This is a genomic window from Actinomadura sp. B10D3, from assembly GCF_039871695.1.
GTDB lineage: Bacteria > Actinomycetota > Actinomycetes > Streptosporangiales > Streptosporangiaceae > Spirillospora > Spirillospora madurae.
Genome location: NZ_JBDPLY010000024.1, coordinates 1 through 18,883 on the forward strand (window position 1 = coordinate 1; position 18,883 = coordinate 18,883).

At 73.2% G+C, this 18,883-nt stretch carries 16 protein-coding genes; 5 read left to right on the forward strand and 11 right to left on the reverse strand.

The window, feature by feature from the left end:
* Nucleotides 1-41: 41 nt before the first annotated feature.
* The 11 genes from ABGB11_RS29450 to ABGB11_RS29500 form a co-directional block, all read right to left on the reverse strand.
* Nucleotides 42-695, reverse strand: a complete 654-nt coding sequence (locus ABGB11_RS29450) for a lytic polysaccharide monooxygenase auxiliary activity family 9 protein (protein WP_347638009.1) — start codon at nt 693-695, stop codon at nt 42-44.
* Between the two features lie 196 nt (nt 696-891).
* Nucleotides 892-2,493 (reverse strand): AMP-binding protein, encoded by a 1,602-nt coding sequence (locus tag ABGB11_RS29455; RefSeq protein ID WP_347638011.1) that lies wholly within the window; start codon nt 2,491-2,493, stop codon nt 892-894.
* Entirely contained in the window at nt 2,490-3,233 is a 744-nt protein-coding gene (locus tag ABGB11_RS29460) for an ABC transporter ATP-binding protein (protein ID WP_347638013.1), read from the reverse strand. The genes ABGB11_RS29455 and ABGB11_RS29460 overlap by 4 nt, the downstream gene beginning before the upstream one ends.
* A gap of 335 nt (nt 3,234-3,568) precedes the next feature.
* Nucleotides 3,569-4,330, reverse strand: coding sequence for an ABC transporter ATP-binding protein (locus ABGB11_RS29465; protein WP_347638014.1), 762 nt, complete (start codon nt 4,328-4,330; stop codon nt 3,569-3,571).
* On the reverse strand, nt 4,327-5,223 hold the full coding sequence (locus tag ABGB11_RS29470; RefSeq protein WP_347638016.1) for a branched-chain amino acid ABC transporter permease: 897 nt from the start codon (nt 5,221-5,223) through the stop codon (nt 4,327-4,329). Before ABGB11_RS29470 ends, ABGB11_RS29465 begins: the two co-directional genes overlap by 4 nt.
* 2 nt (nt 5,224-5,225) lie before the next feature.
* On the reverse strand, nt 5,226-6,110 hold the full coding sequence (locus tag ABGB11_RS29475; RefSeq protein ID WP_347638018.1) for a branched-chain amino acid ABC transporter permease: 885 nt from the start codon (nt 6,108-6,110) through the stop codon (nt 5,226-5,228).
* A 20-nt stretch (nt 6,111-6,130) separates the two neighbouring features.
* Entirely contained in the window at nt 6,131-7,309 is a 1,179-nt protein-coding gene (locus tag ABGB11_RS29480; RefSeq protein WP_347638020.1) for an ABC transporter substrate-binding protein, read from the reverse strand.
* 57 nt (nt 7,310-7,366) lie between these two features.
* The gene (locus ABGB11_RS29485) at nt 7,367-9,016 is read right to left on the reverse strand and encodes an alpha/beta fold hydrolase (protein ID WP_347638022.1); all 1,650 of its coding nucleotides are present in this window, start codon (nt 9,014-9,016) and stop codon (nt 7,367-7,369) included.
* A 1-nt stretch (nt 9,017) separates the two neighbouring features.
* A complete protein-coding gene (locus ABGB11_RS29490) occupies nt 9,018-9,554 on the reverse strand; it encodes a 3-isopropylmalate dehydratase (RefSeq protein WP_347638024.1) in 537 nt (178 codons plus the stop codon).
* 53 nt (nt 9,555-9,607) lie between these two features.
* Nucleotides 9,608-10,897, reverse strand: coding sequence for an aconitase family protein (locus tag ABGB11_RS29495; protein WP_347638026.1), 1,290 nt, complete (start codon nt 10,895-10,897; stop codon nt 9,608-9,610).
* Nucleotides 10,898-10,910: 13 nt separating this feature from the next.
* A complete protein-coding gene (locus ABGB11_RS29500) occupies nt 10,911-11,777 on the reverse strand; it encodes an isocitrate lyase/PEP mutase family protein (RefSeq protein ID WP_347638028.1) in 867 nt (288 codons plus the stop codon).
* Between the two features lie 189 nt (nt 11,778-11,966).
* Between ABGB11_RS29500 and ABGB11_RS29505 the strand changes: the two genes are divergently transcribed.
* The 5 genes from ABGB11_RS29505 (at nt 11,967) to ABGB11_RS29525 (ending at nt 18,882) form a co-directional block, all read left to right on the forward strand.
* Nucleotides 11,967-12,893, forward strand: coding sequence for a cyclase family protein (locus tag ABGB11_RS29505; RefSeq protein ID WP_347638030.1), 927 nt, complete (start codon nt 11,967-11,969; stop codon nt 12,891-12,893).
* Nucleotides 12,894-12,938: 45 nt separating this feature from the next.
* Nucleotides 12,939-14,579 carry an FAD-binding protein gene (locus ABGB11_RS29510; RefSeq protein ID WP_347638032.1) on the forward strand — a complete coding sequence of 547 codons (1,641 nt, stop codon included), beginning with the start codon at nt 12,939-12,941 and terminating at the stop codon, nt 14,577-14,579.
* A 48-nt stretch (nt 14,580-14,627) separates the two neighbouring features.
* Entirely contained in the window at nt 14,628-15,401 is a 774-nt protein-coding gene (locus tag ABGB11_RS29515; RefSeq protein ID WP_347638034.1) for an IclR family transcriptional regulator, read from the forward strand.
* Between the two features lie 111 nt (nt 15,402-15,512).
* Nucleotides 15,513-16,994, forward strand: a complete 1,482-nt coding sequence (locus tag ABGB11_RS29520) for a hypothetical protein (protein WP_347638036.1) — start codon at nt 15,513-15,515, stop codon at nt 16,992-16,994.
* A 19-nt stretch (nt 16,995-17,013) separates the two neighbouring features.
* Entirely contained in the window at nt 17,014-18,882 is a 1,869-nt protein-coding gene (locus tag ABGB11_RS29525) for an AAA family ATPase (protein ID WP_347638038.1), read from the forward strand.
* Nucleotide 18,883 lies beyond the last annotated feature (1 nt).

Sequence of the window (18,883 nt, forward strand, 5' to 3'; positions counted from 1 at the left end):
GTGCGCGTTCCGGACTACCGGAACGCGCACCACGCCACCGGTCAGCCGAAGTTCACGTCGCTGCAGATGTAGTACACCTGGTCCATGTGGGACGCCTGCCAGACCGTGTACACCACGTGGCGGCCGGTGCGCCCGGACGCGTCGACGTTCTCGATCACGTAGTTGTTGCTCGGCGCGTACCGGCCGGTCTCGCGGACCAGTTCCAGGTCGCCCCAGCGCAGCGGCTGGGTCAGCGCGTCGTACCCCTGGCGGGTGACGTAGACGCGGATGTAGTCGGCGCCGTGGCTGGCCTGGTCGTACAGGTTGATCGTGAAGGTGGTGCCGATGTCGGTGGTCGTCCACGGGCCGACGGCGTCCATCGAGCGGTAGCGCCCGCCTTCCGCGTGGCCGCCGCTGCACAGCTGCCCGTCGGGCACCGCGGCCTGATGGTCGCCGCCGACGTTGTTGCGGTAGAGCCCGTTCCAGTTCCACATGGCGTTGGGGTTGTCCTGCCACGCCTGCCAGCACATCGGGTCTTCCTGCTCCATCGCGGGATTCTGGAAGTCGTCGCCCCAGCGCTCCCAGCAGCCGTAGTTGCGGGACGCGGGGTCGATGACCGATCCGTGGGCCGAGGCCGTGTCGACCCACAGGGCCGGCAGCAGCGTCGCGGCGCAGAGGACCGTCAGGACGCGGCGGCGTAGTCGGGTGTGACGCATGGCGCCTTCTCCGTTCCGGTGGCGGGGGGTAGGCCGGATTGGGAGCGCTCCCAGAGCGGATCGTAACCCGCCGCGCGGCACGCGTCATTCGGGGCGTGAAAGCTTTCACGGACGGGCGCGTGCTCGGCGGCGTGCCCACCGCGCCGCCGGCGTGGCGGGGCGCAGGTGGGGGCTTTAGCACAAGCCGCTAATACCCCTATGTGCGGAGTTCGCGGCGGAGGATCTTGCCGGTGACGCTCTTCGGGAGGTCGTCCTTGATCTCGACCTGGGCCGGGGTCTTGTAGGCGGCCAGGCGGTCGCGGCAGAAGGCGCGCAGGTCGTCCGGCGTGGTGGCGGTGCCGGGGCGGATGCTGACGAAGGCGTGCACGGTCTCGCCGCGGTAGGGGTCGGGGGCACCGACCACCGCCGCCTCGCGGACGGACGGGTGCTCGTACAGGACGTCCTCCACCTCGCGGGGCCAGATCTTGAAGCCGGAGGCGACGATCATGTCCTTCTTGCGGTCGACGAGGTAGATCCAGCCCGCCTCGTCCATGAAGCCGACGTCGCCGGTGATCAGGGTGCCGCCGGGGAACGAGGCGCGCGTCTGCTCGGGGTTGCGCCAGTAGCCGGCGGCGACCTGCGGGCCGGTGATCGCCAGCTCGCCGATCTCGCCGGGCGGGAGCGGCTCGCCGTTCTCGCCGCGGATCTCGACGTCCACGTTCGGGAAGGGGACGCCGATCGCGAGGGCGCCGGACGCCTCGTCCACCGGGGCGGCCGCGCCGAGCGGGACGGCGACCGTGGCCGACGTCGTCTCGGTCAGCCCGTAGGCGTTGTGGACGTAGACGCCGAAGGCGTCGGCGAAGGCCCGGACCGTCGCGGCCGGGACGGGTGCGCCGCCGCTCAGCACCTTCGTCAGCGACGCGAGGCCGCGCTCGCGGGTGGCGGTGTCGTTGAGGAACGCGATGAACGCGGTGATGGAGCCGATGGTGAACGTCGGACGGTGCCGCTCCACCAGTGCGGACGTCGTCGCGGCGTCGAACCGGTAGGTCAGCACGAGCGGCAGCCCGCCGCCGAGGCCGAGCGCGAGGTGCATGGCCAGCCCGGTGATGTGGAACAGCGGGGCGATGGTGAGGATCGAGTCGCCGTCGCCGAGGCCGATCCAGGTGCGGCACGCGGCGACCTGGTAGGCGAGGTTGCGGTGGGTGTTGACCGCGCCCTTGGCGGGGCCGGTGGTGCCGGACGTGTAACTGAGCAGCGCCGGGTCGCCGGGCCCCGGAGCTGCGGCGGCCCGCGGCGCGTCCCCGGATTCCAGCAGGGGCAGGACGTCGTCTGCGTCCCCGGCCGGCCAGGGACCGCTCGTGTCGCCGGCCAGCGCGCCTCCGGCCGAGTAGAGGACGTGCTCGGGCGCGGACGGGAGCGCCTCGATGGTGGCGCGGGCGTCGGGGTGGGCGATGAGGACGCGGGCGCCGGAGTCCGCGAGCAGGTGGGCCAGCTCCCGTTCCTTGTACATCGGGTTGACCGGGACGACCGTCGCGCCGAGCTTCCACGCGGCGAGCACCGCCAGCACGCAGACGGGGGTGTTCTGCAGCGAGATCGCGACCCGGTCACCGGAGCCCACGCCGCGCTTCTCCAGGCCGGCCGCCAAGGCGTCGCTGAGGCGGTCGGTCGCCGCGCGGTCAAGGGTCGCGCCGAAGTAGTGGAGCTGCGGGGCGTCCGGGCGTTCCGCGGCACGGCGGCGGAACAGCTCGACCACGCTGCCGCCCTCGATCTCGATCTCACCGGGCACGCCCTCGCCGTAGAGGCTGCGCCAGCGCGTCATTTCGCGGCTCCCTTCGACGCCGGCTCGCGGCCCGGCTCCTCGTCGATGCCCAGGTGGCGGGCGATGGTCGCGGGATCCTTCTCCAGCTCGGCGGGCGTGCCCTCGGCGACGATGGCGCCGCGCTGGATGAGGCAGGCATGGTCGGCCATCGGGAAGGCCAGGGCGGCGTTCTGCTCGACGAGGAGCATCGTCATCCCGGCCGACCGGATCTGCGAGATCGCCGAGAAGACGGTCTCGACCAGCGCGGGCGACAGGCCCATGGACGGCTCGTCCAGCAGCAGCAGCGACGGCGCGGTCATCAGCGCGCGGCCGATGGCCAGCATCTGCTGCTCGCCGCCCGACATCAGCGCCGCCGTCTGGCCGCGCCGCTCGGCCAGCCTCGGGAACAGGTCGTACACGTCGTCGGCCAGGGCCGTGCGGCGCCGGCCGCGGGCGTAGGCCGACAGGGCGAGGTTCTCCCGGACGGTCAGGCAGCCGACGACCATCCGCCCCTCGGGGACGAGCGCCAGCCCGCGGCGCGCGACCTTGTGCGCGGGCATCCCGGTGATGTCCTCCCCGTCGAAGACGACCCGCCCGCCGGACGGGCGCAGCAGCCCGCCGATCGCCCGCATCGTGCTGGACTTGCCCGCGCCGTTCGCGCCGAGCAGCGCGGTGGCCCGCCCCTTGCCGAGGGCGATGTCGAGCTTCGCCACGGCGCGCACCGACCCGTACGTCACCTCAAGTGACTCGACCGTAAGCATGGTGGGTCCCTTCACTTGATATCTACAGCATGGATGTTCCGTCCTTGAGGGCGGGCAGGAAGCGCACAACGATGCGGCACGGTGGTCTCCTGGTTTTGTCGGTGGCTTGGCGTTCGCCGCGATCCCCGGCCCGGTGCCGGCACCGGGCAACGGTAACGCGGTCGGGGTGGACCGAGGCGTGACGGTGTCGGCGGCACCGTCCACCGGCGAACTCCTGCACGCCCGGGGGGGAGCCCTCCAGCCACCGGGCGGGGCCACGAACCGTGAACCTCAACCTGACCTCCTGCCTGTGTAGGAACGGGTTAGAATCCCCCGATTTCAGGCGGGGGAGGACGTCACTTGCCGAAGTATGCTCTGCGGACTTCGGGGCGGCGCAGGCAGCGGACGGGCTCGTCGCAGGCGATGACCTCGCCCGAGGCCAGCACCGCGACCTGGTCGCAGACCGTCTCGATCATGCGCATGTTGTGCTCCACGACGACGACCGTCGTGCCGTCCCCGCGGAGCCCGGACACGAGCTCGCCGATCCCCGTCCAGTCGGCCGCGTTCATGCCGGCGGTCGGCTCGTCCAGCAGCAGCAGCCGCGGCCGGGACACCAGCGCGCGGGCGATCTCCAGCCGCCGCTGGTCGCCGTACGGCAGGGTCTCGGCCAGCCGGTCGGCGGTGCCGCGCAGGCCGACCGCGCCGAGGCACTCGATCGCCCGCTCCCGGACCTCGCGCAGCTCGGCGCGGGCCCCGGGCGTCCCGGCGAGGCCGCGGACGCTGCCGACGCGCCGGTTCCGGTAGGCGCCCGCCATCACCTGCTCGACGACGGTGAGCCCGCGCAGGAGCCGGATGTTCTGGAACGTGCGGGCGATGCCGAGCCGGGCGAGCGCGGTGGCGTTCAGGTGGTGGCACGGCTCGCCGAACAGCCTGATCGAGCCGCCGTCCGCGGGCAGCAGCCCGCTGATGATGTTGAGCAGGGTCGTCTTCCCGGCGCCGTTCGGCCCGGCGATGCCGAAGATGGTGCCGCTCGGCACGGTGAGCGCGACGGAGCCGAGCACGCTCAGCCCGCCGAACCGCTTGGCCAGCCCGTCCACGACGAGCGCATTCCCGGTCATGAGCGCGCCTCCGCAACCTCGCGCGACTTCTCGGGCGCGGGGGCCGTCGCGCGCCGGCGCTCGCGCAGCCGCCGCCAGCGCAGCGGGTCGATCAGGCCGCCGGGCACCCAGATCATGATGACCAGCAGCAGGATCCCGTTGATGATCGACTGGCCCTGCCCGATGAACTGGTTGACGTACACCGGCAGCCCGGTGAACACCACCGCGCCGATGACGGAGCCGAACCAGTGGTAGGCGCCGCCGAGGACGACGCACGCGATGACGGTCACCGCCAGGTCGATGTAGAACGTGTCGGGGTCGATGTAGCGCAGCAGGCCGGCCTGCAGGACACCGCCGAGCCCGCCGAGGACGCCGCTGATCACGAAGGCCGCCACCTGGATCCGGCGCACCGGGACGCCCATGGTCTTGGCGGCCGTGGGGTCCTCGCGGGTGGCGACCGCGGCGGTGCCGAACCGGGACCGGGCGAGCCGGGCGAGGAACAGGCACGCCAGCCCGAGGACGAGCACGCACTGCCACAGGTGCACCTCGACCGGCACGACCTCGCCCATCGACCCGCCGGTCAGGTCCCCGGCGTTCACCACGATCACCCGGGTGACCAGGATCAGCGCGACGGTCGCGAGGGCCAGCCAGTGGTCGGCCAGCCGGATCAGCAGGAGGCCCGCGACGGCGGCGAGCACGCCGCCGCCGACCCCGCCGGCGGCGAGCGCCGGCCACAGCCCGAGGCCCTCCGCGGCCATCAGGTGCGTCGCGGTGAACGCGCCCACCGCGGCGAAGCTGACCGTGGCGAAGCTGAGCAGCCCCGCCCACAGCGTCACGTACGTGCTCAGCGCGAGCAGCGCGCCGACGAGCGCGAACCCGGTCGCGCTGGTCAGGAGCGTGAGTTGTTGCCCCATGGCTAGGCCCTTCCGAGTTCGACGGTGCGGAACAGGCCGCGCGGGCGGGCGACCAGGACGACCAGCAGGAGGCCGAACGTGATCGCGTCCTGGAAGGAGTTGGAGATGTACTGCGCCGACAGCACCTGGACGACGCCGATGAGCAACCCGCCGAGGGCGGCGCCGCGCACGTCGCCCATGCCGCCGATGACGACCGCGGCGAAACCCTGCAGCAGCAGCCCGTCGCCGAGGGCGAACGTGAACGTCTGGTTGTCGGCGTACAGCACCCCGGCGAGCCCGGTCGCCGCGCCGGCCAGCGCCGCGGCGGTGAGGATCGCGACGCGCGGGTCCACGCCGCCGAGCATCGCGGCGCCGCGGTCGTGCCCGACCGCGCGGATCGCCGAGCCGAGCCGGGTGCGGTGCAGGATCAGGTGGATCGCCGCGGTCACCACGACCGCGCACACGACCGCGATGAGCTGGGACGTGAGCACCCGGACGCCGCCGACGTGCAGCAGGCCGTCCGGCACCGTGCCGGGCGGGAAGCCGAGCGGCGCGGCGCCGGTGGCGAGGCTCGCCGCCTCCCGCAGCGAGATCCACAGCGCCACGCTGGTGATGATGGTGCCGAGGAGCTGCTCCCCGCCGCGCGAGCGCAGCGGCTGGAACGCCACCTGGTCGACGGCGACCGCGGCGAGCGCGCCGGCCGCCGTCCCGGCCAGGCAGGCCACCGCGAACGGCAGCCCGAGGTTCGCGACCGCCCAGTAGGCGGTGAGCGCGCCCCACGTGGCGTACACGCCCTGCGCGAGGTTCAGGATCCGCATCGTGGAGAACACCACGCCGAACCCGACCGCGAACAGCGCGTACACGGCGCCGAGCGCGATCCCGTTGACGAGCTGCTGGACGAACAGCATCGGTCAGACCACCTGTCCCGTCATGCCGATCCGGTGCCGGACGGCTTCCACTCGGCGAGCCGCCCGTCCTTGGTCCACGTGATGTGGACGATGCTGTTCGGGGCGCGCAGCTGGCCGTCCTGGAACTGGACCGAGCCGTAGATCGTGCCGTCGATCCGCTTGATGCCGGACAGGGCCTTGGTCACGCTCTCCCGGGTGACCTCCTTGCCGGCGTTCTTCACGGCGGTCGCCATGGTGTAGCCGGCCATGTAGCCCTGGGCGGCGTAGGAGTCGGGGTCGGTGCCGTACTTCGCCTTGTAGCTCTGCGCGAACTTCTGGCCCGCCGGGGACGCCTTCCCCGCGTAGAAGTACACCGGGAAGGGGACGTCCGCGAGGGTCGCGCCGGCGGCCTTGAACGCGCCGGGGCTGCCGATCGTCTCGGCCGTGACGATGAGGCCCTTGTACCCGCGGCTCTTCAGCGCCTTGATGAGCGAGATGGACGACTGCTGGAGCGCCGCGATGACGATCGCCTCGGGGTTCTTGGCCATGAGCTGCCCGGCCGCGCCGCTGAAGTCGGTCTGCGCGGCGAGCGTGTTGACCGTCCCGAGGTCCTTGACCGGCGTCCCGGCGAAGCCCTGCTGGAAGCTCTTGAGCTGGGAGACCCAGCCGGAGTTGTCCTGCGTCACCGCGTAGGCGACGGACGCCGGCTTGGCCTCCTGCGCGACCTTCTGCGCGAGGGCGCGGTTGGCGTCCTGCGGCATGGTGGTGGTGCGGACGACGTAGGGCGGGTCCTCCAGTCCCTCGTCGGTGGCGCCGTAGATGTCCAGCGGCAGCTTGGACGCCGAGGTGATGGGCTTCACCGCCCCGGCGACCGGCGACAGGATGCAGCAGACGGCGCCGACCACGTCCTGGTCGGCGGAGAGCTGCTTGGCCTGGTCGACGGCCTGCGCGGGCTTCTCGGCCCCCTCCTTCTTCACCAGCTTGATCTTGCGTCCCTGGCCGAGGTAGCCCTCCTGGTTGAGCTGCTCGACGGCGAGCTCGGTGCCGTTGGCGAAGGTCTGGCCGGCGAAGGCGACGGGACCGGTCAGCGCGGTGATGAAGCCGATCTTGACTTCGCCGTCGTTCTGCGCGGCGCCGTTGCACGCCGCGGCGGCCAGGACGGCGGCCATGGCCGCGGCCGTCGTGGCCAGCCGGCCGCTGCGGGCGATTCGTGGTGCCATTGCGTCTCCTCAGAGAAGGAAGATCCGATCCGGGGACGGATCCGATCGGGTGGGCCGTCAGGAGGGGGCGCCGAGGAAGTCCCGGTAGCGCCGCACGGTCTCGGCCACGGCGGCGGGATCCTGGTCTGGGTACCAGCAGGTCGCGGGCATCTCGGCGAAGGTGACGCCGTCCGGTGCCGCGGCGCGCAGGGCCGGCAGGTTGTCGGCCAGCATGTCGTCCGGTCCCGCGCAGATCAGTGCGGGGACCGCGAGCTTGGGCAGCCGCTCCCGCGTGGGGTAGCGGAACGCGGCGGCGTAGCTGAGGTGGTAGGTCGGCCCGCTCTGCAGCAGCCCGACCGTCCAGTCATGGAGTTCGCGGGCGCGCGGGACGCGCAGCGGGCGGTCGGCGGCGGTGCGGTCCCGGTACCACGGCCAGAACAGGAACATGTCGCGCCGCATCCCCCAGGCCCGGGCCAGGTGGGACCCGAACCGGTCCGCGCGCAGCGGCGGCAGGTAGTGCTCCAGGATGTCGGCGGTGAAGTCCGGCGGCAGGAGCGGCGGCGCCTCCAGGACGGCGCGGCGCACCAGGTCGGGGCGGCGCAGGCACAGTTCGAGCGCGATCAGCGCTCCGGTGTGGGTGCCCCAGAGGTGGACGGGCCCGGCGGCGCGGGCTTCGGCGACCTCCGCGATCACGTCCGCGAACCGCTCGATGCCGGGTTCGTCCCGCCAGGGCTTGTCGGACTCCCCGTTGCCCGGGTAGTCGGGCGCGAGGACGTGGAAGTCCGCGGCCAGCCCGCGCATCAGCGGTTCGAGCAGCCCGGCGGAGCCCGGCGCCGAGTGCAGCGCCACCAGGGGCGGCGCGTCCGGGTCGCCGGCGACGCGGACGTGGACCTGCCCCACGCTGGTCTCCACGAACTCGCGGCGGATCCGGGTGCCCCGACCGTCGGGCGCCGTCCCGACCGGCGGGGCGCCGGCGAGCGGGAGCATGCGGCGCTCTGGCACCGGGGGGACGGCGGCCGCCACCCGCCCGTGGGCGCGGGAGAGCCGGTCCAGCCACCGCCGCACCGGCGTCGGGCCGTGGCCGCCGGCGTTGACGGCGTGCGTCACCGGCCGCGTCCCGGCGTAGGGGTCCTCGGACGCGCGGCACCAGGTCTGCCACAGCGCCGCGAAGTGCTCCGGGTGCTCGGCGAACGCGACGACCGTCCGGTCGAGGGCGGACGGGCCGGGCAGCTCGGCCCGTCCGGGCACCGCGGACCGCGGCGCTCCGGGCGGGAAGAGGTGCGCGTCCCGGACCAGCTGCCAGAGGGCGGCCAGATGGGTGCCGTCCGGACGCGGCGCGAGGTCCGGCGGCGGCAGCTCGCGGGCGGCGGCGAGGTGGCCGCGGTCGACCTGGACGAGCTCCCGGCAGCCCTCCGCCCGTCCGGCGACGGCGGCGGCCAGGTCGCAGCTCATGTCCAGGCCGACCACGGTGTGGACGCCGAGGGCACCCGCCACCTCGGCGAGCGCGTCGGCGGCCGGTCCGGGGCCGGCCGCGGCCGCGGGCGCCGACCCGCCGGTGCCGGGGAGGTCGGCGACCGCGACGGGGCGCTCGGGCGCGCCGAGGACGATCTCCTCGGCGAGCGGCCGTCCCGACCAGCGGATCCCCGGGAGCACCAGGACCCCCGGGCGGTCGGCGGTGAGCCACACCCGGATCTGGCCATGGCTCGTGTCGACGTGGCGGCCCCTCATGTCAGGTCACCGCGGAGGGGCGGCGGCGGCCGTGCTCACGCAGCAGCAGGTTCAGGTTCCCGCCGGCCTCCAGCACCTTGATCACCCGGTCGCTGGGCGGGTCGCCGCGCACCTCGGTGCCGTCCGGCAGCCGGACCGCGGCCCGCCGCCAGTCGACCTCGACGGCGTCGAAGCGGCGCACCGCCGAGGCGATGCCCGGCACGGCCACGAGCGGCATCCCGTTGTAGGTCTCGCCGCGCCAGAAGCCGGGGGAGAACGACTCGGCGAGGACGGCGGTGATCCCGAGGTTCCGCAGCGCGACGAGCGGCGGGTAGTGGGGGTGGCCGTAGCCGAAGTTGCGCCCGCCGACCACGACGTCACCGGGCTGGACCTTGTCCGCGAAGTCGGGGTCGTAGGCCTTCATACAGACCGAGCGGAGCTTGTCCGCGTCGTAGTACTTGATGTTCTCCACGCCGATGATCAGGTCGACGTCGAAGTCGTCGCCGAAGATCCAGGCGACGCGCCCGCGCAGCACGTCCGGCAGAACGGACTCCGTCATGGGGCCTTCCCCTCGAGAGGGGACGACCCCCCGCACCCCCCGATCCGCTTCGCTCATGAGGTGACCTCCCGCGGGTCGGCGATGCGCCCGGCCACCGCGCTGGCCGCGACGGTGTAGGCCGAGCCCATGTAGATGTCGGCGGCGGTGCTGCCCATCCGGCCGGAGATGTTCAGCACCCCCGTGGAGATGCAGTTCTCGCCCTCCTGGAGCGGCCGGGCGTACCCGAAGCAGAAGTCGCAGCTGGAGATGGCGACGTCGGCGCCCGCCTCGCGCAGGACGTCCAGCAGCCCCTCCTCCTCGGCCTGCCGGTGGATCGACTGCGAGGTCGGCACCACGTTGAGCTGCACGCCCGGCGCGACCCGGCGGCCCCGCAGCACCTCGGCGGCGGCCCGGATGTCCTCGATCCGGCCGCTCGCGCACGACCCGATGAACGCCTTGGTGATGGACGTCCCCGCGGCCTCGTCCACGCCGATCGTGTTGGCCGCCCGCGCGGACCCGGGCAGGACGACCCGCGGCCGCAGCTCGTCGAGGTCGATGGCGTGGGTCGCGGCGTACGTCGCGCCCGCGTCGCTGGAGAGCGGCTCGAACCCGGTGCGTGCGACCCGGTTCGCGTACTCCAGCGCCAGGTCGTCGGGGTTGAAGATGGCGGAGACGGCGCCGGTGAACATGGCCATCCCGCACAGGCCCTGGCGGCGCCCGATGCTCATCGCGTCGGCGCCGGGCCCGGTGAACTCCATGACCTGGTGGGCGCAGCCGTCCGCGCCGACCCGGGCGATGATCTCGTGGATGAGGTCGCGGTTGTCGACGCCGGGCGCGAACGACCCGGTCAGCTCGAAGCGGGTGGAGGCGGGCACGTCCAGGAAGATCCGCCCGCTGACCCAGGCCTCCAGCAGGTCGCGGCGCACGCCCCAGCCGAGCGCGCCGAACGCGCCGAGGCCGCTGATGTGCCCGTCGAAGTGGATGAGGAAGTTGCCGGGCGGCGCGTACCCCATCTCCGCCGCCACCTGGTGGCCGATGCCGCGGCCCTCGTGGACGGTGATGCCGTAGAACTCGCCCCACCGCCGGGTGACGTCGTGCACCTCCTTCTCCCGGCCGTCGCCCTTGGAGAGCATGTGGTCGATGAAGATGAGGTAGCGCTCGGGGTCGTCGACCTCGGTGATGCCGAAGTCGTCGTGCATCTGCTTGAACATCAGGTCGGTGTAGCCGGGGAAGTCGTAGGCGACCATGTAGTCCGGCCGGAAGGGGTGGTTCTCGCCGGCCCGGACGTCGTCGAGGCCGGCCGCGCGGGCCAGGATCTTCTCGGTGATCGTCCGGGCGGGACGGGCGGCGCCGGCGGAGGTCATCGTCCGGTCCCCCTCAGGCCTGGGCCGCGGGCAGGTACTTCTCCTGCGCGCGCTCCACCTCGGGGAAGCCGATCAGCTTCACGAAGTCCATGTGCGGCAGCGCGTCCGCGCTGACCTGCGCGGGCGGCTCGCCGGAGCGCAGCCGGCGCAGCGTCTCGCGCATCGCGCCGGTCGCCGACAGCAGGATCTGCGTCGGCAGCAGCGCCAGCCGCACCCCGACCTCGCGCAGCACGTCCGCCGACAGGTCGCGCTCGACCCAGGTGGACGCGGTGAGCGTGGCCATCAGCGGGACGCCGGCGCGGCGGCGGCACTCGGCCCACTCGTCCACCGAGCCGAACGTCTTGGTCACCGGCATGATCATCTCGGCGCCGGCGGCGGCGTAGGCGGCCGCCCGGTCCATCGCCTCCTCGCCCGCGGTGTCGGTGCGGGCGATCACCACCAGCCGGTCGCCGACCGCGTCCCGGACCGCGCGGAGCTTGCCGGCCGCCTCGTCGGCGCCGATGACCGGCACCGGGTCCCCGACGCAGATCGGGCAGCGCTTGGGCGCCTCCTGGTCCTCCATGAACACCGCGGCGACGCCCGCGTCGGCGAACTTGCGGGCGGTGCGGGCGGCGTTGACGGCGTTGCCGTAGCCGGTGTCGATGTCGGCGATCACCGGCAGGTCGCTGGCCTCGACGATGCGGCGGACCGCGTCGAGGTTCTCCGACATCGTGTACAGCTCCGCGTCGGGCAGGCCGAGCGCGGCGGAGATCGCGAACCCGGAGGCGCAGAGGGCGGAGAAGCCGGCCTGGTCGGCGAGACGCGCGGTGAGGCCGTCCCACACGCCGGGGGCGTAGACGACGTCCTCGGCCATCAGTTCACGGAGGCGCTGCGCTGTCATCTTCATCCTTCCGGATTACGGAATAGATTCCGGGAGCTGACGATAAGTTCGGTTCGGCGCGATTGTCAACGGGTTCCCATGTGCCGACTTCTCTGGAAGAGTTGCTGGTCAAGGCCGTGCATCTGGACAGTAGGGGGTTCTGCACCCCGACGCCAACGCGAGTTCGTAATCCGGAATATCTTCCAGCGGATGCGGATGGAGGACACGATGGAGACCTTCTGGCCGGGCATCACGGCCAACTGGGAGCGCTGGGGCCGCGGGGACGAGCGCGGGACGCTGAACCTCGCCGGGCCCGAGCGCGTCCGCGCCGCCGCGGCGACCGTCCGCAGCGGCCGGGCGCTGTCGCTCGCCCGCCCGTTCCGCAACGGCACGCCGGCCTACTACCCGCAGGCGGGCGACACCGCCTTCGAGCACCGGATGATCACCTGGTGGGGCTCCAACGCCGGCGGGGACGTGCAGGCGGCCAGCGACCGCGTCAGCTCCGAGTGCCACGGCCTGGAGATCACCCACATGGACGCGCTCAGCCACATCGCCCACCGGGGCCGCGGCTACGGCGGCCGGGAGTTCGCGGAGACGGCCGGGCCGGACGGGGTCGCCGGCTGCGACATCACCTCCGCCGCGCCGGTCGTGACCCGGGCCGTCCTCGCCGACATCCCCCGGCTGCACGGCGTGGACCACCTCCCGGCCGGGACCGCGGTCGGCTACGACGACCTGGCCGCGGCGGCACCCGGCCTCGAACCGGGCGACGCGCTGCTCGTCCGCACCGGCCGCTGGAGCGCGCCCGCCCCGCGCGAGGAGGGCGAGGAGGGCGACCGCTACGGGCGGCTGTCCGGGCTGCATCCCGACGCGCTGCGGTTCGTCCAGGAGAGGGACGCCGCCGTGGTCGGCACCGACGGGCCCGGGGACACCTTCCCCGTCCCGGTGACTGAGTGCCGCCTGCCGGTGCACGTGCTCGCACTCGTCTACCTGGGCGTCCACCTCGTCCACAGCATGGCGCTGGACGAGCTGGCCGAGGCGCTGGCCGCCGACGACCGCACCGCCTTCATACTCACGCTCGCCCCGCTGGCCGTCCCCGGCGGGACCGGCTCGCCCCTCACACCCGTCGCCGTGCTGTGAAGCCCTTCCCCGGCACGCCGCCCGCCCCCCAGAGGAGGAACATCCATGGACCGTGACGTCGACTTCCTGTGCATCGGCGGCGGGCTCGGCGGGCTGGCCGCCGCCGTCCGGGCGCACGACCTCGGCGCCGACGTCCTCGTCGCGGAACGCTCCGGCATGGTCGGCGGGGTCGCCGCCTACAGCGGCGGTTTCGTCTGGGTCGGCGCGAACCGCCTGGCCCCCGACACGCTCGGGGCCCCCGACACGCTCGCCGCGACGGAGTCCTACCTCGACCACGTCCAGGGAGAGGGCCGCCCGGTCGACCGCGCGGCCCGCCGCGCCTACCTGCTTCGCGCCATCGAGGCGACGGCCTGGTTTCGCGGGGCCGGCGTCCCGTTCGAGGTGATCCGGAACTGCCCGGACCTCTACCATCCGGCCCCCGGCTCGACCGAGGAGGGGCGGCTGCTCGAATGCGCCGTCCCGGGCGCGAGCCTCGGCCCGTGGCGCGACCGGCTGCGGCCGAGCCCCTACTACGAGACGGGCGTGGCCCGCGACGACCTGTACTCCGAGCACGCCCTCGACCCGGCCGTGCGGGAGCGGCTGCGGCGGGAAGGCTCCGAGCGCGACCTCCTCACCCACGGCTCGGGGCTGTCGGGCGCGTTCGTCCGGGCCGCGCTGACCGAGCGCGGCGTCCCCTGCCTGCTGCACCACCGCGCCACCGCGCTGCTCACGGACGGCGACACCGTCACCGGCGCCGTCCTGCAAGGACCGGAGGGCCCCGTGACGGTGCGGGCCCGGCGCGGCGTGCTGATCGCCGCCGGCGGCTACGGCGGGGCACCGGACGGCGCCGAGCTGGAGGACGTCCCCGCGCTCGTCGAGTCGGCGCCGCCCGTCGTGGACGGCGACAGCCTGCTGCTGGCCCAGCGGGCGGGCGCGGCCATGGTCCGGGGCGCCGACCCGTTCTTCAGCGTCGGCCACCACTTCCCCGGCGAGACGCACCCCGGTGGCGACGTGCCGCTGTGCCGGCCCCTGCTGGAGCACCTCGGGCTCCCGCACTCGATGATCGTCAACCGGGAGGGGCGGCGGTTCGGCGACGAGAGCTACTACGGCGCGCTCATCGGCGCGATCCGGCGCTACGACGGCCGCAACAAGCGGTGGGCCAACCACCCGTCCTGGTTCCTCGCCGACGACGAGTTCCGCCGCCGCTACCGGCTGGGGCCGTACTCCCCCGGCGACGCGTGGCCGGACACGTTCGTCCGCGCCGATTCCCCGCGGAGACTGGCCGAGGCGGCCGGCATCGACCCGGACGGCCTGGTCGTGACCGTCGCGCAGTTCAACGCCGGCGCGGTGCGCGGCGAGGACCCGGAGTTCGGCCGCGGCACGCTGCCGTTCGTCCGGCGCGCCTATGGCGACCCCGCCCATGCTCCGAACCCGAATCTGGGCCCGCTGGACACGCCGCCGTACTACGCTCTGCCGCTGTCGATCGTGGGGTTCGGCATGGGCACCCTCGGGCTGTGGATCGACGCGGACGGGCGCGTCCTGCGCCGCGACGGCCACGCGATCCCCGGCCTGTACGCCACCGGCAACGCGGCGGCGACGAGGGAGCTCAAGGGGTATGTCACCGGCCTCGCCAACGCGCGCAACCACACCTACGCCTACGCCGCCGCCTCGCACGCCCTGGACGCGCGGCCACCGACGAGCCGATAGGATCCGGAACATGTACCGGAATACGGAACCTCGCCCGGGAGCGGTCCGATGACCCCCGACGAGGACGTGGACCCGAAGAACCTGGTGATCTCGGTCCTCAAGGCCTGCCAGCTCATGGAGTGCTTCACCCGGGAGCGGCCGACCCTGACCCTGACCGATCTGACCGCGGCCACCGGGATGAACAAGACCACGGTGCACCGGCTGGCGGCCACGCTGATCCGCGCCGGCTGGCTCACTCGCGGCGACGGCGCCACCTACCGGCTCACCATGCGCCCGTTCCGGGTCGGCGCCGTCGCGCTCGCCGAGCTCAGCCTGCGCGACGAGGCGGCCCCGTTCCTGCGCCGGCTGGCCGACCGGTTCGGCGACACCGCCTACCTGATGATCCCGGGCGAGGAGGGCGCGATCTGCGTCGACATGCTCCAGGGCAAGAACCCGGTCAGCGTCAACACGGTGGGCGTCGGGACCGTCCTGCCCTACCACGCCGCCGCCGGGCCGGTCGTCATCCTCGCCTACTCGCGCGAGCTGCGGGAACGCTGGCTGTCCACGGGGCTCGACCAGTACACGTCCCACACGGTGACCGACGTGCCGGCGCTCACCGACCGCCTGGAGAAGGTCATCCGCGACGGCTACGCCATCAGCGAGGAGGACTACCTCTACGGCGTCGGCGCCGTCGCCGCGCCCGTCTTCGACGCGCAGGGCGACATCGTCGCCACCCTCAGCCTCGGCGGCGTGAACGCCGGCTTCCGCGGCAGCCGCCTCCTGGAGATCATCGAGGAGGTCACCGCGGGCGCCCGCGACCTGTCGGCCCGCCTGGGCCACTGATCACTCGGCCACTGACCCCGAGGACCCACCGGCCGCCGGTTATTTCGGGGGCGTTCTGACGGATCGACCCGCTATCGTGCCAGCGATCAGCAGGCATCGGAGGGGGCACCGATGAACGCCACCGCGGGCACCGGCGCGGGTGACCACCACCCGGCCGGCGGCGGGCCCGTCCGGCCCGGTCGCCGCCGGCGCCGTCCCGCGCGCCGGCTGCCCGACCTGCGCCGGCTGCTGGCGGAGGAGCCGGCCGACCCGGACCTGGTGGAGCAGGCCCGGCAGCGCAAGGAGTCCGCGCTCCTGGACTTCGGGGTCGGGCAGAGCACGGTGGCGTCCTGGCTCTACGCCAAATGCCACCACCACATCCCGACGACCGCGGTCCCCACCGCCGCGGTCGTGGCCTTCGGCGACGGGTCCCGCGCCCTGCTCTACAACCCGCGCTTCTTCACGGACCTGGACTTCGACGGCGTCAAGTTCGTCCTGTTCCACGAGGCCCGCCACCTGATGCACCGCCACCTGCACGTGGACGAGGACCTGCGGTCCGACCCGGCGTTCACGCTGGCGGCCGAGGTCGCCATCAACCACGTCGCCCTGGAGCGGCTGCAGTGGTCGGGCCTGCCCACCGTCCCGTCGGAGGACGGCGAGGACGAGCGGAAGCCGGTCGGCGTCAATCCGACCGAGGTCTACGAGGCGTACGAAGAGGATCTGCGGCAGCAGGGCCTGTCCCCGCTGCCCTACGCGGACTTCATCCACACCGACCTCACCGTCTACGGCGAGTTGCGGCGGATGAGGGCGTTCGACGAATCCGCGCCGGGGTTCTGCATCCACCTGGACGGTCACGAGGGCGACGCGGTGCCGCTGGACCCCGAGACCGTGGAACAGCTGGGCGACGAGGTGCTGCACCAGGTGATGCAGGCCGCGCTCCGGGGCGACCCGGCGGCGCGCGCCGAGCTGCTCGCCCTGGCCGACCGGACCGCCGACGGCGGGGAGCGGCTGACCCGCCTCTGGGGCGACCTCGGCCTGGCCAGGCTGCGCGGCACCACCCCGCCGACCCGCCGCGTCGACTGGTGGCAGCGGTGGCTGGTCGACGTGCTCGCCTCGAAGCTGACCGAGAGCGACCGGCTGATCTACCCGAAGAAGCACGGCGCGGTCCTGCTGGCCCTGGGCCACGACCCGATGCTGGCCCGGCGCGGGCCCGAGCGGACGAAGGTCGTGGTCATCGCGCTCGACACGTCCGGGTCGATGCCGGACGCCGTGGTCGAGTGGCTCACCACCCTGGTCGGGCAGACCGACGGTGTGGAGAGCCACTGGCTCAGCTTCGACGGCGTCGTGACGCCGTTCTCGCCGGGCGAGCGGGTGGTCGGCGGTGGCGGCACCAACTTCCAGAACGTCGTCGACTACGCCGAGGGCCGGGCCGAGGTGAACGGAAAACGGTTGGACGTCGAGCCCGACGCGATCATCATGGTGACCGACGGGTACGCGCCCGCCGTCACCCCCGCCCACCCCGATCGGTGGATCTGGCTCATCACCGACGGCGGCGACGACTGGCCGGACCGGCACGATCCCCCGATGGCCTGCCATCGCGTCACGCCCGGATGAGGAGCGAGGAGACAGACCAGTGACCGTGACGGAGCCGTCCGAGGCGAAGCGCAAGGTGGGCCGCCGCCGGTGGAGGCGGAACGCCACCTACCCGCAGCCCCCGGACGACGGCCCGACCGCCAAGCTCGAGAAGTTCATCGACGCCATGGTGGCGACCGGCCAGACCGGGCAGATCTTCGGCGAGCACGGCATCGGCAAGACGTCCACGTTCGTGTCGTACATCCCGAGGCGGTTCCCCGGCACGACCCTCGTCGTCATCCCCGCGGCGAACCTCACCCCCGACGACCTGCTGGTCAACGCCCCGGTCCGGGACGACGACAGCGGCGAGCTGGTGCTCCGCCAGCTCGTCATGCGGCAGCTCGTCCCGGGCAAGCCGTTCGTCCTGCTCATCGACGACTCGCTGCAGGCGGGCAGCACCGTCCAGTCGCAGCTGATGCAGATCGCCTGCAACTGGACGCTGGGCGAGCACGACCTGCGGGAACTGGGCTGCGTCGGCGTGTTCCTCACCGACAACGAGTCGCTGGCCGAGACCAGCGTCCGGCGCTCCGACCTCGCGATCCTCGACCGGATGGTCACGATCCGCCTGACGCCGAACGACACGGCGTGGCGGCAGGCGCTCGCCGCGCGGTTCCCCGAGTGGGACCTGCGGGAGGTGTTCCGGGAGTGGGGCGCGCTGAGCCCGCGCCTGCGGTACCTGCTCTCGCCGCGCACCCTGGAGCACGTCCTGGACTGCGCCCGCGCCGGCTTCCCGCTCGCCTGGGGGCTGCCGCTGCTGAACGGCTCCCGGCTGGCGCTGACCGAGGAGGGCAAGGACGGCGGGCCCGGTCCCGACCGGACGGCGGAGGTGCTGGACGCCATCGCCGCCGCGGTCGGGGTGAGCAATCCCGCGACCGTCGCCGACCCGGTCCGCCGCATCCTGCGGGCCGCGATGACCAACCGCTGGGCGGTGCTGCTCCAGGGTCCGCCGGGCTGCGGCAAGACGGAGATCACCAAGCAGATCGCCCGGGAGGAGACGGGCCGCGACCCGGTCTACTTCTCGCTGCCGGTGACCAACGTCGAGGACCTGTGCGTGCCGGTGCCCGCCCCGGACGGCTCGCTGACCGCGATGCTCGCCCGGTCGCTGCTCGACCCGGAGCCCAAGGTGCTCGTCTGGGACGAGTACAACCGGCCGAAGGACAAGGCGACCTTCGCCAAGCTGATGGAGGTCACGCAGGAGTGGACGCTCGCCGGGCGCCGCATCCCGAACCTCCGCGCGCAGGTGGCGTTGCAGAACCCGCCGTACTACCTCGGCCGCAAGATGCTGGTCGCGAGCAACAACGTGGCCCAGGCGAGCCGGTTCACGATCAGCTACGAGGTGCTCCCGGACGACATCCCGGCCAACGAGTGGCTCATCTCCACGTACGGGGAGACGGCCGAGATCGTCCTGGAGTGGTGGAAGAACGACATCGACGACGAGGGCCGCGACTGGATCACCAAGCGCACCCTGGAGCGGCTGATCAAACTGCACGAGGCGGGCATGCCGCTGGAGCCGGGGCTGATCTACCTCGGTGACGGCGAGTACGCCCCGGTGCCGCTGTCCGCGCTGGAGGCGCGGCTGGCCGGCCGCCCCCAGATCGGCCTGGCCGAGCTCGCCCGCAACCGCGCGAGCTGGGAGGCCCGGCTCGCCGCCGCGGCCGAGGCGTCCGCCGAGGGCACCGACGACACCGACCTGGTGCACCAGGTGTTCTCCAACGCCGAGGTGTCCCAGCTCGAACGGCACCTCGACGCCGTGGCGCGGCTCCTGCGGTACCTGCCGCCGAAGCTGCGGGCCACGTACCTGGTCGGGCAGACCCCGGAGCGGCAGCGCTTCTGGGTGGAGGCCCTCGCCAAGATGGCCGAGGCGTCCTAGT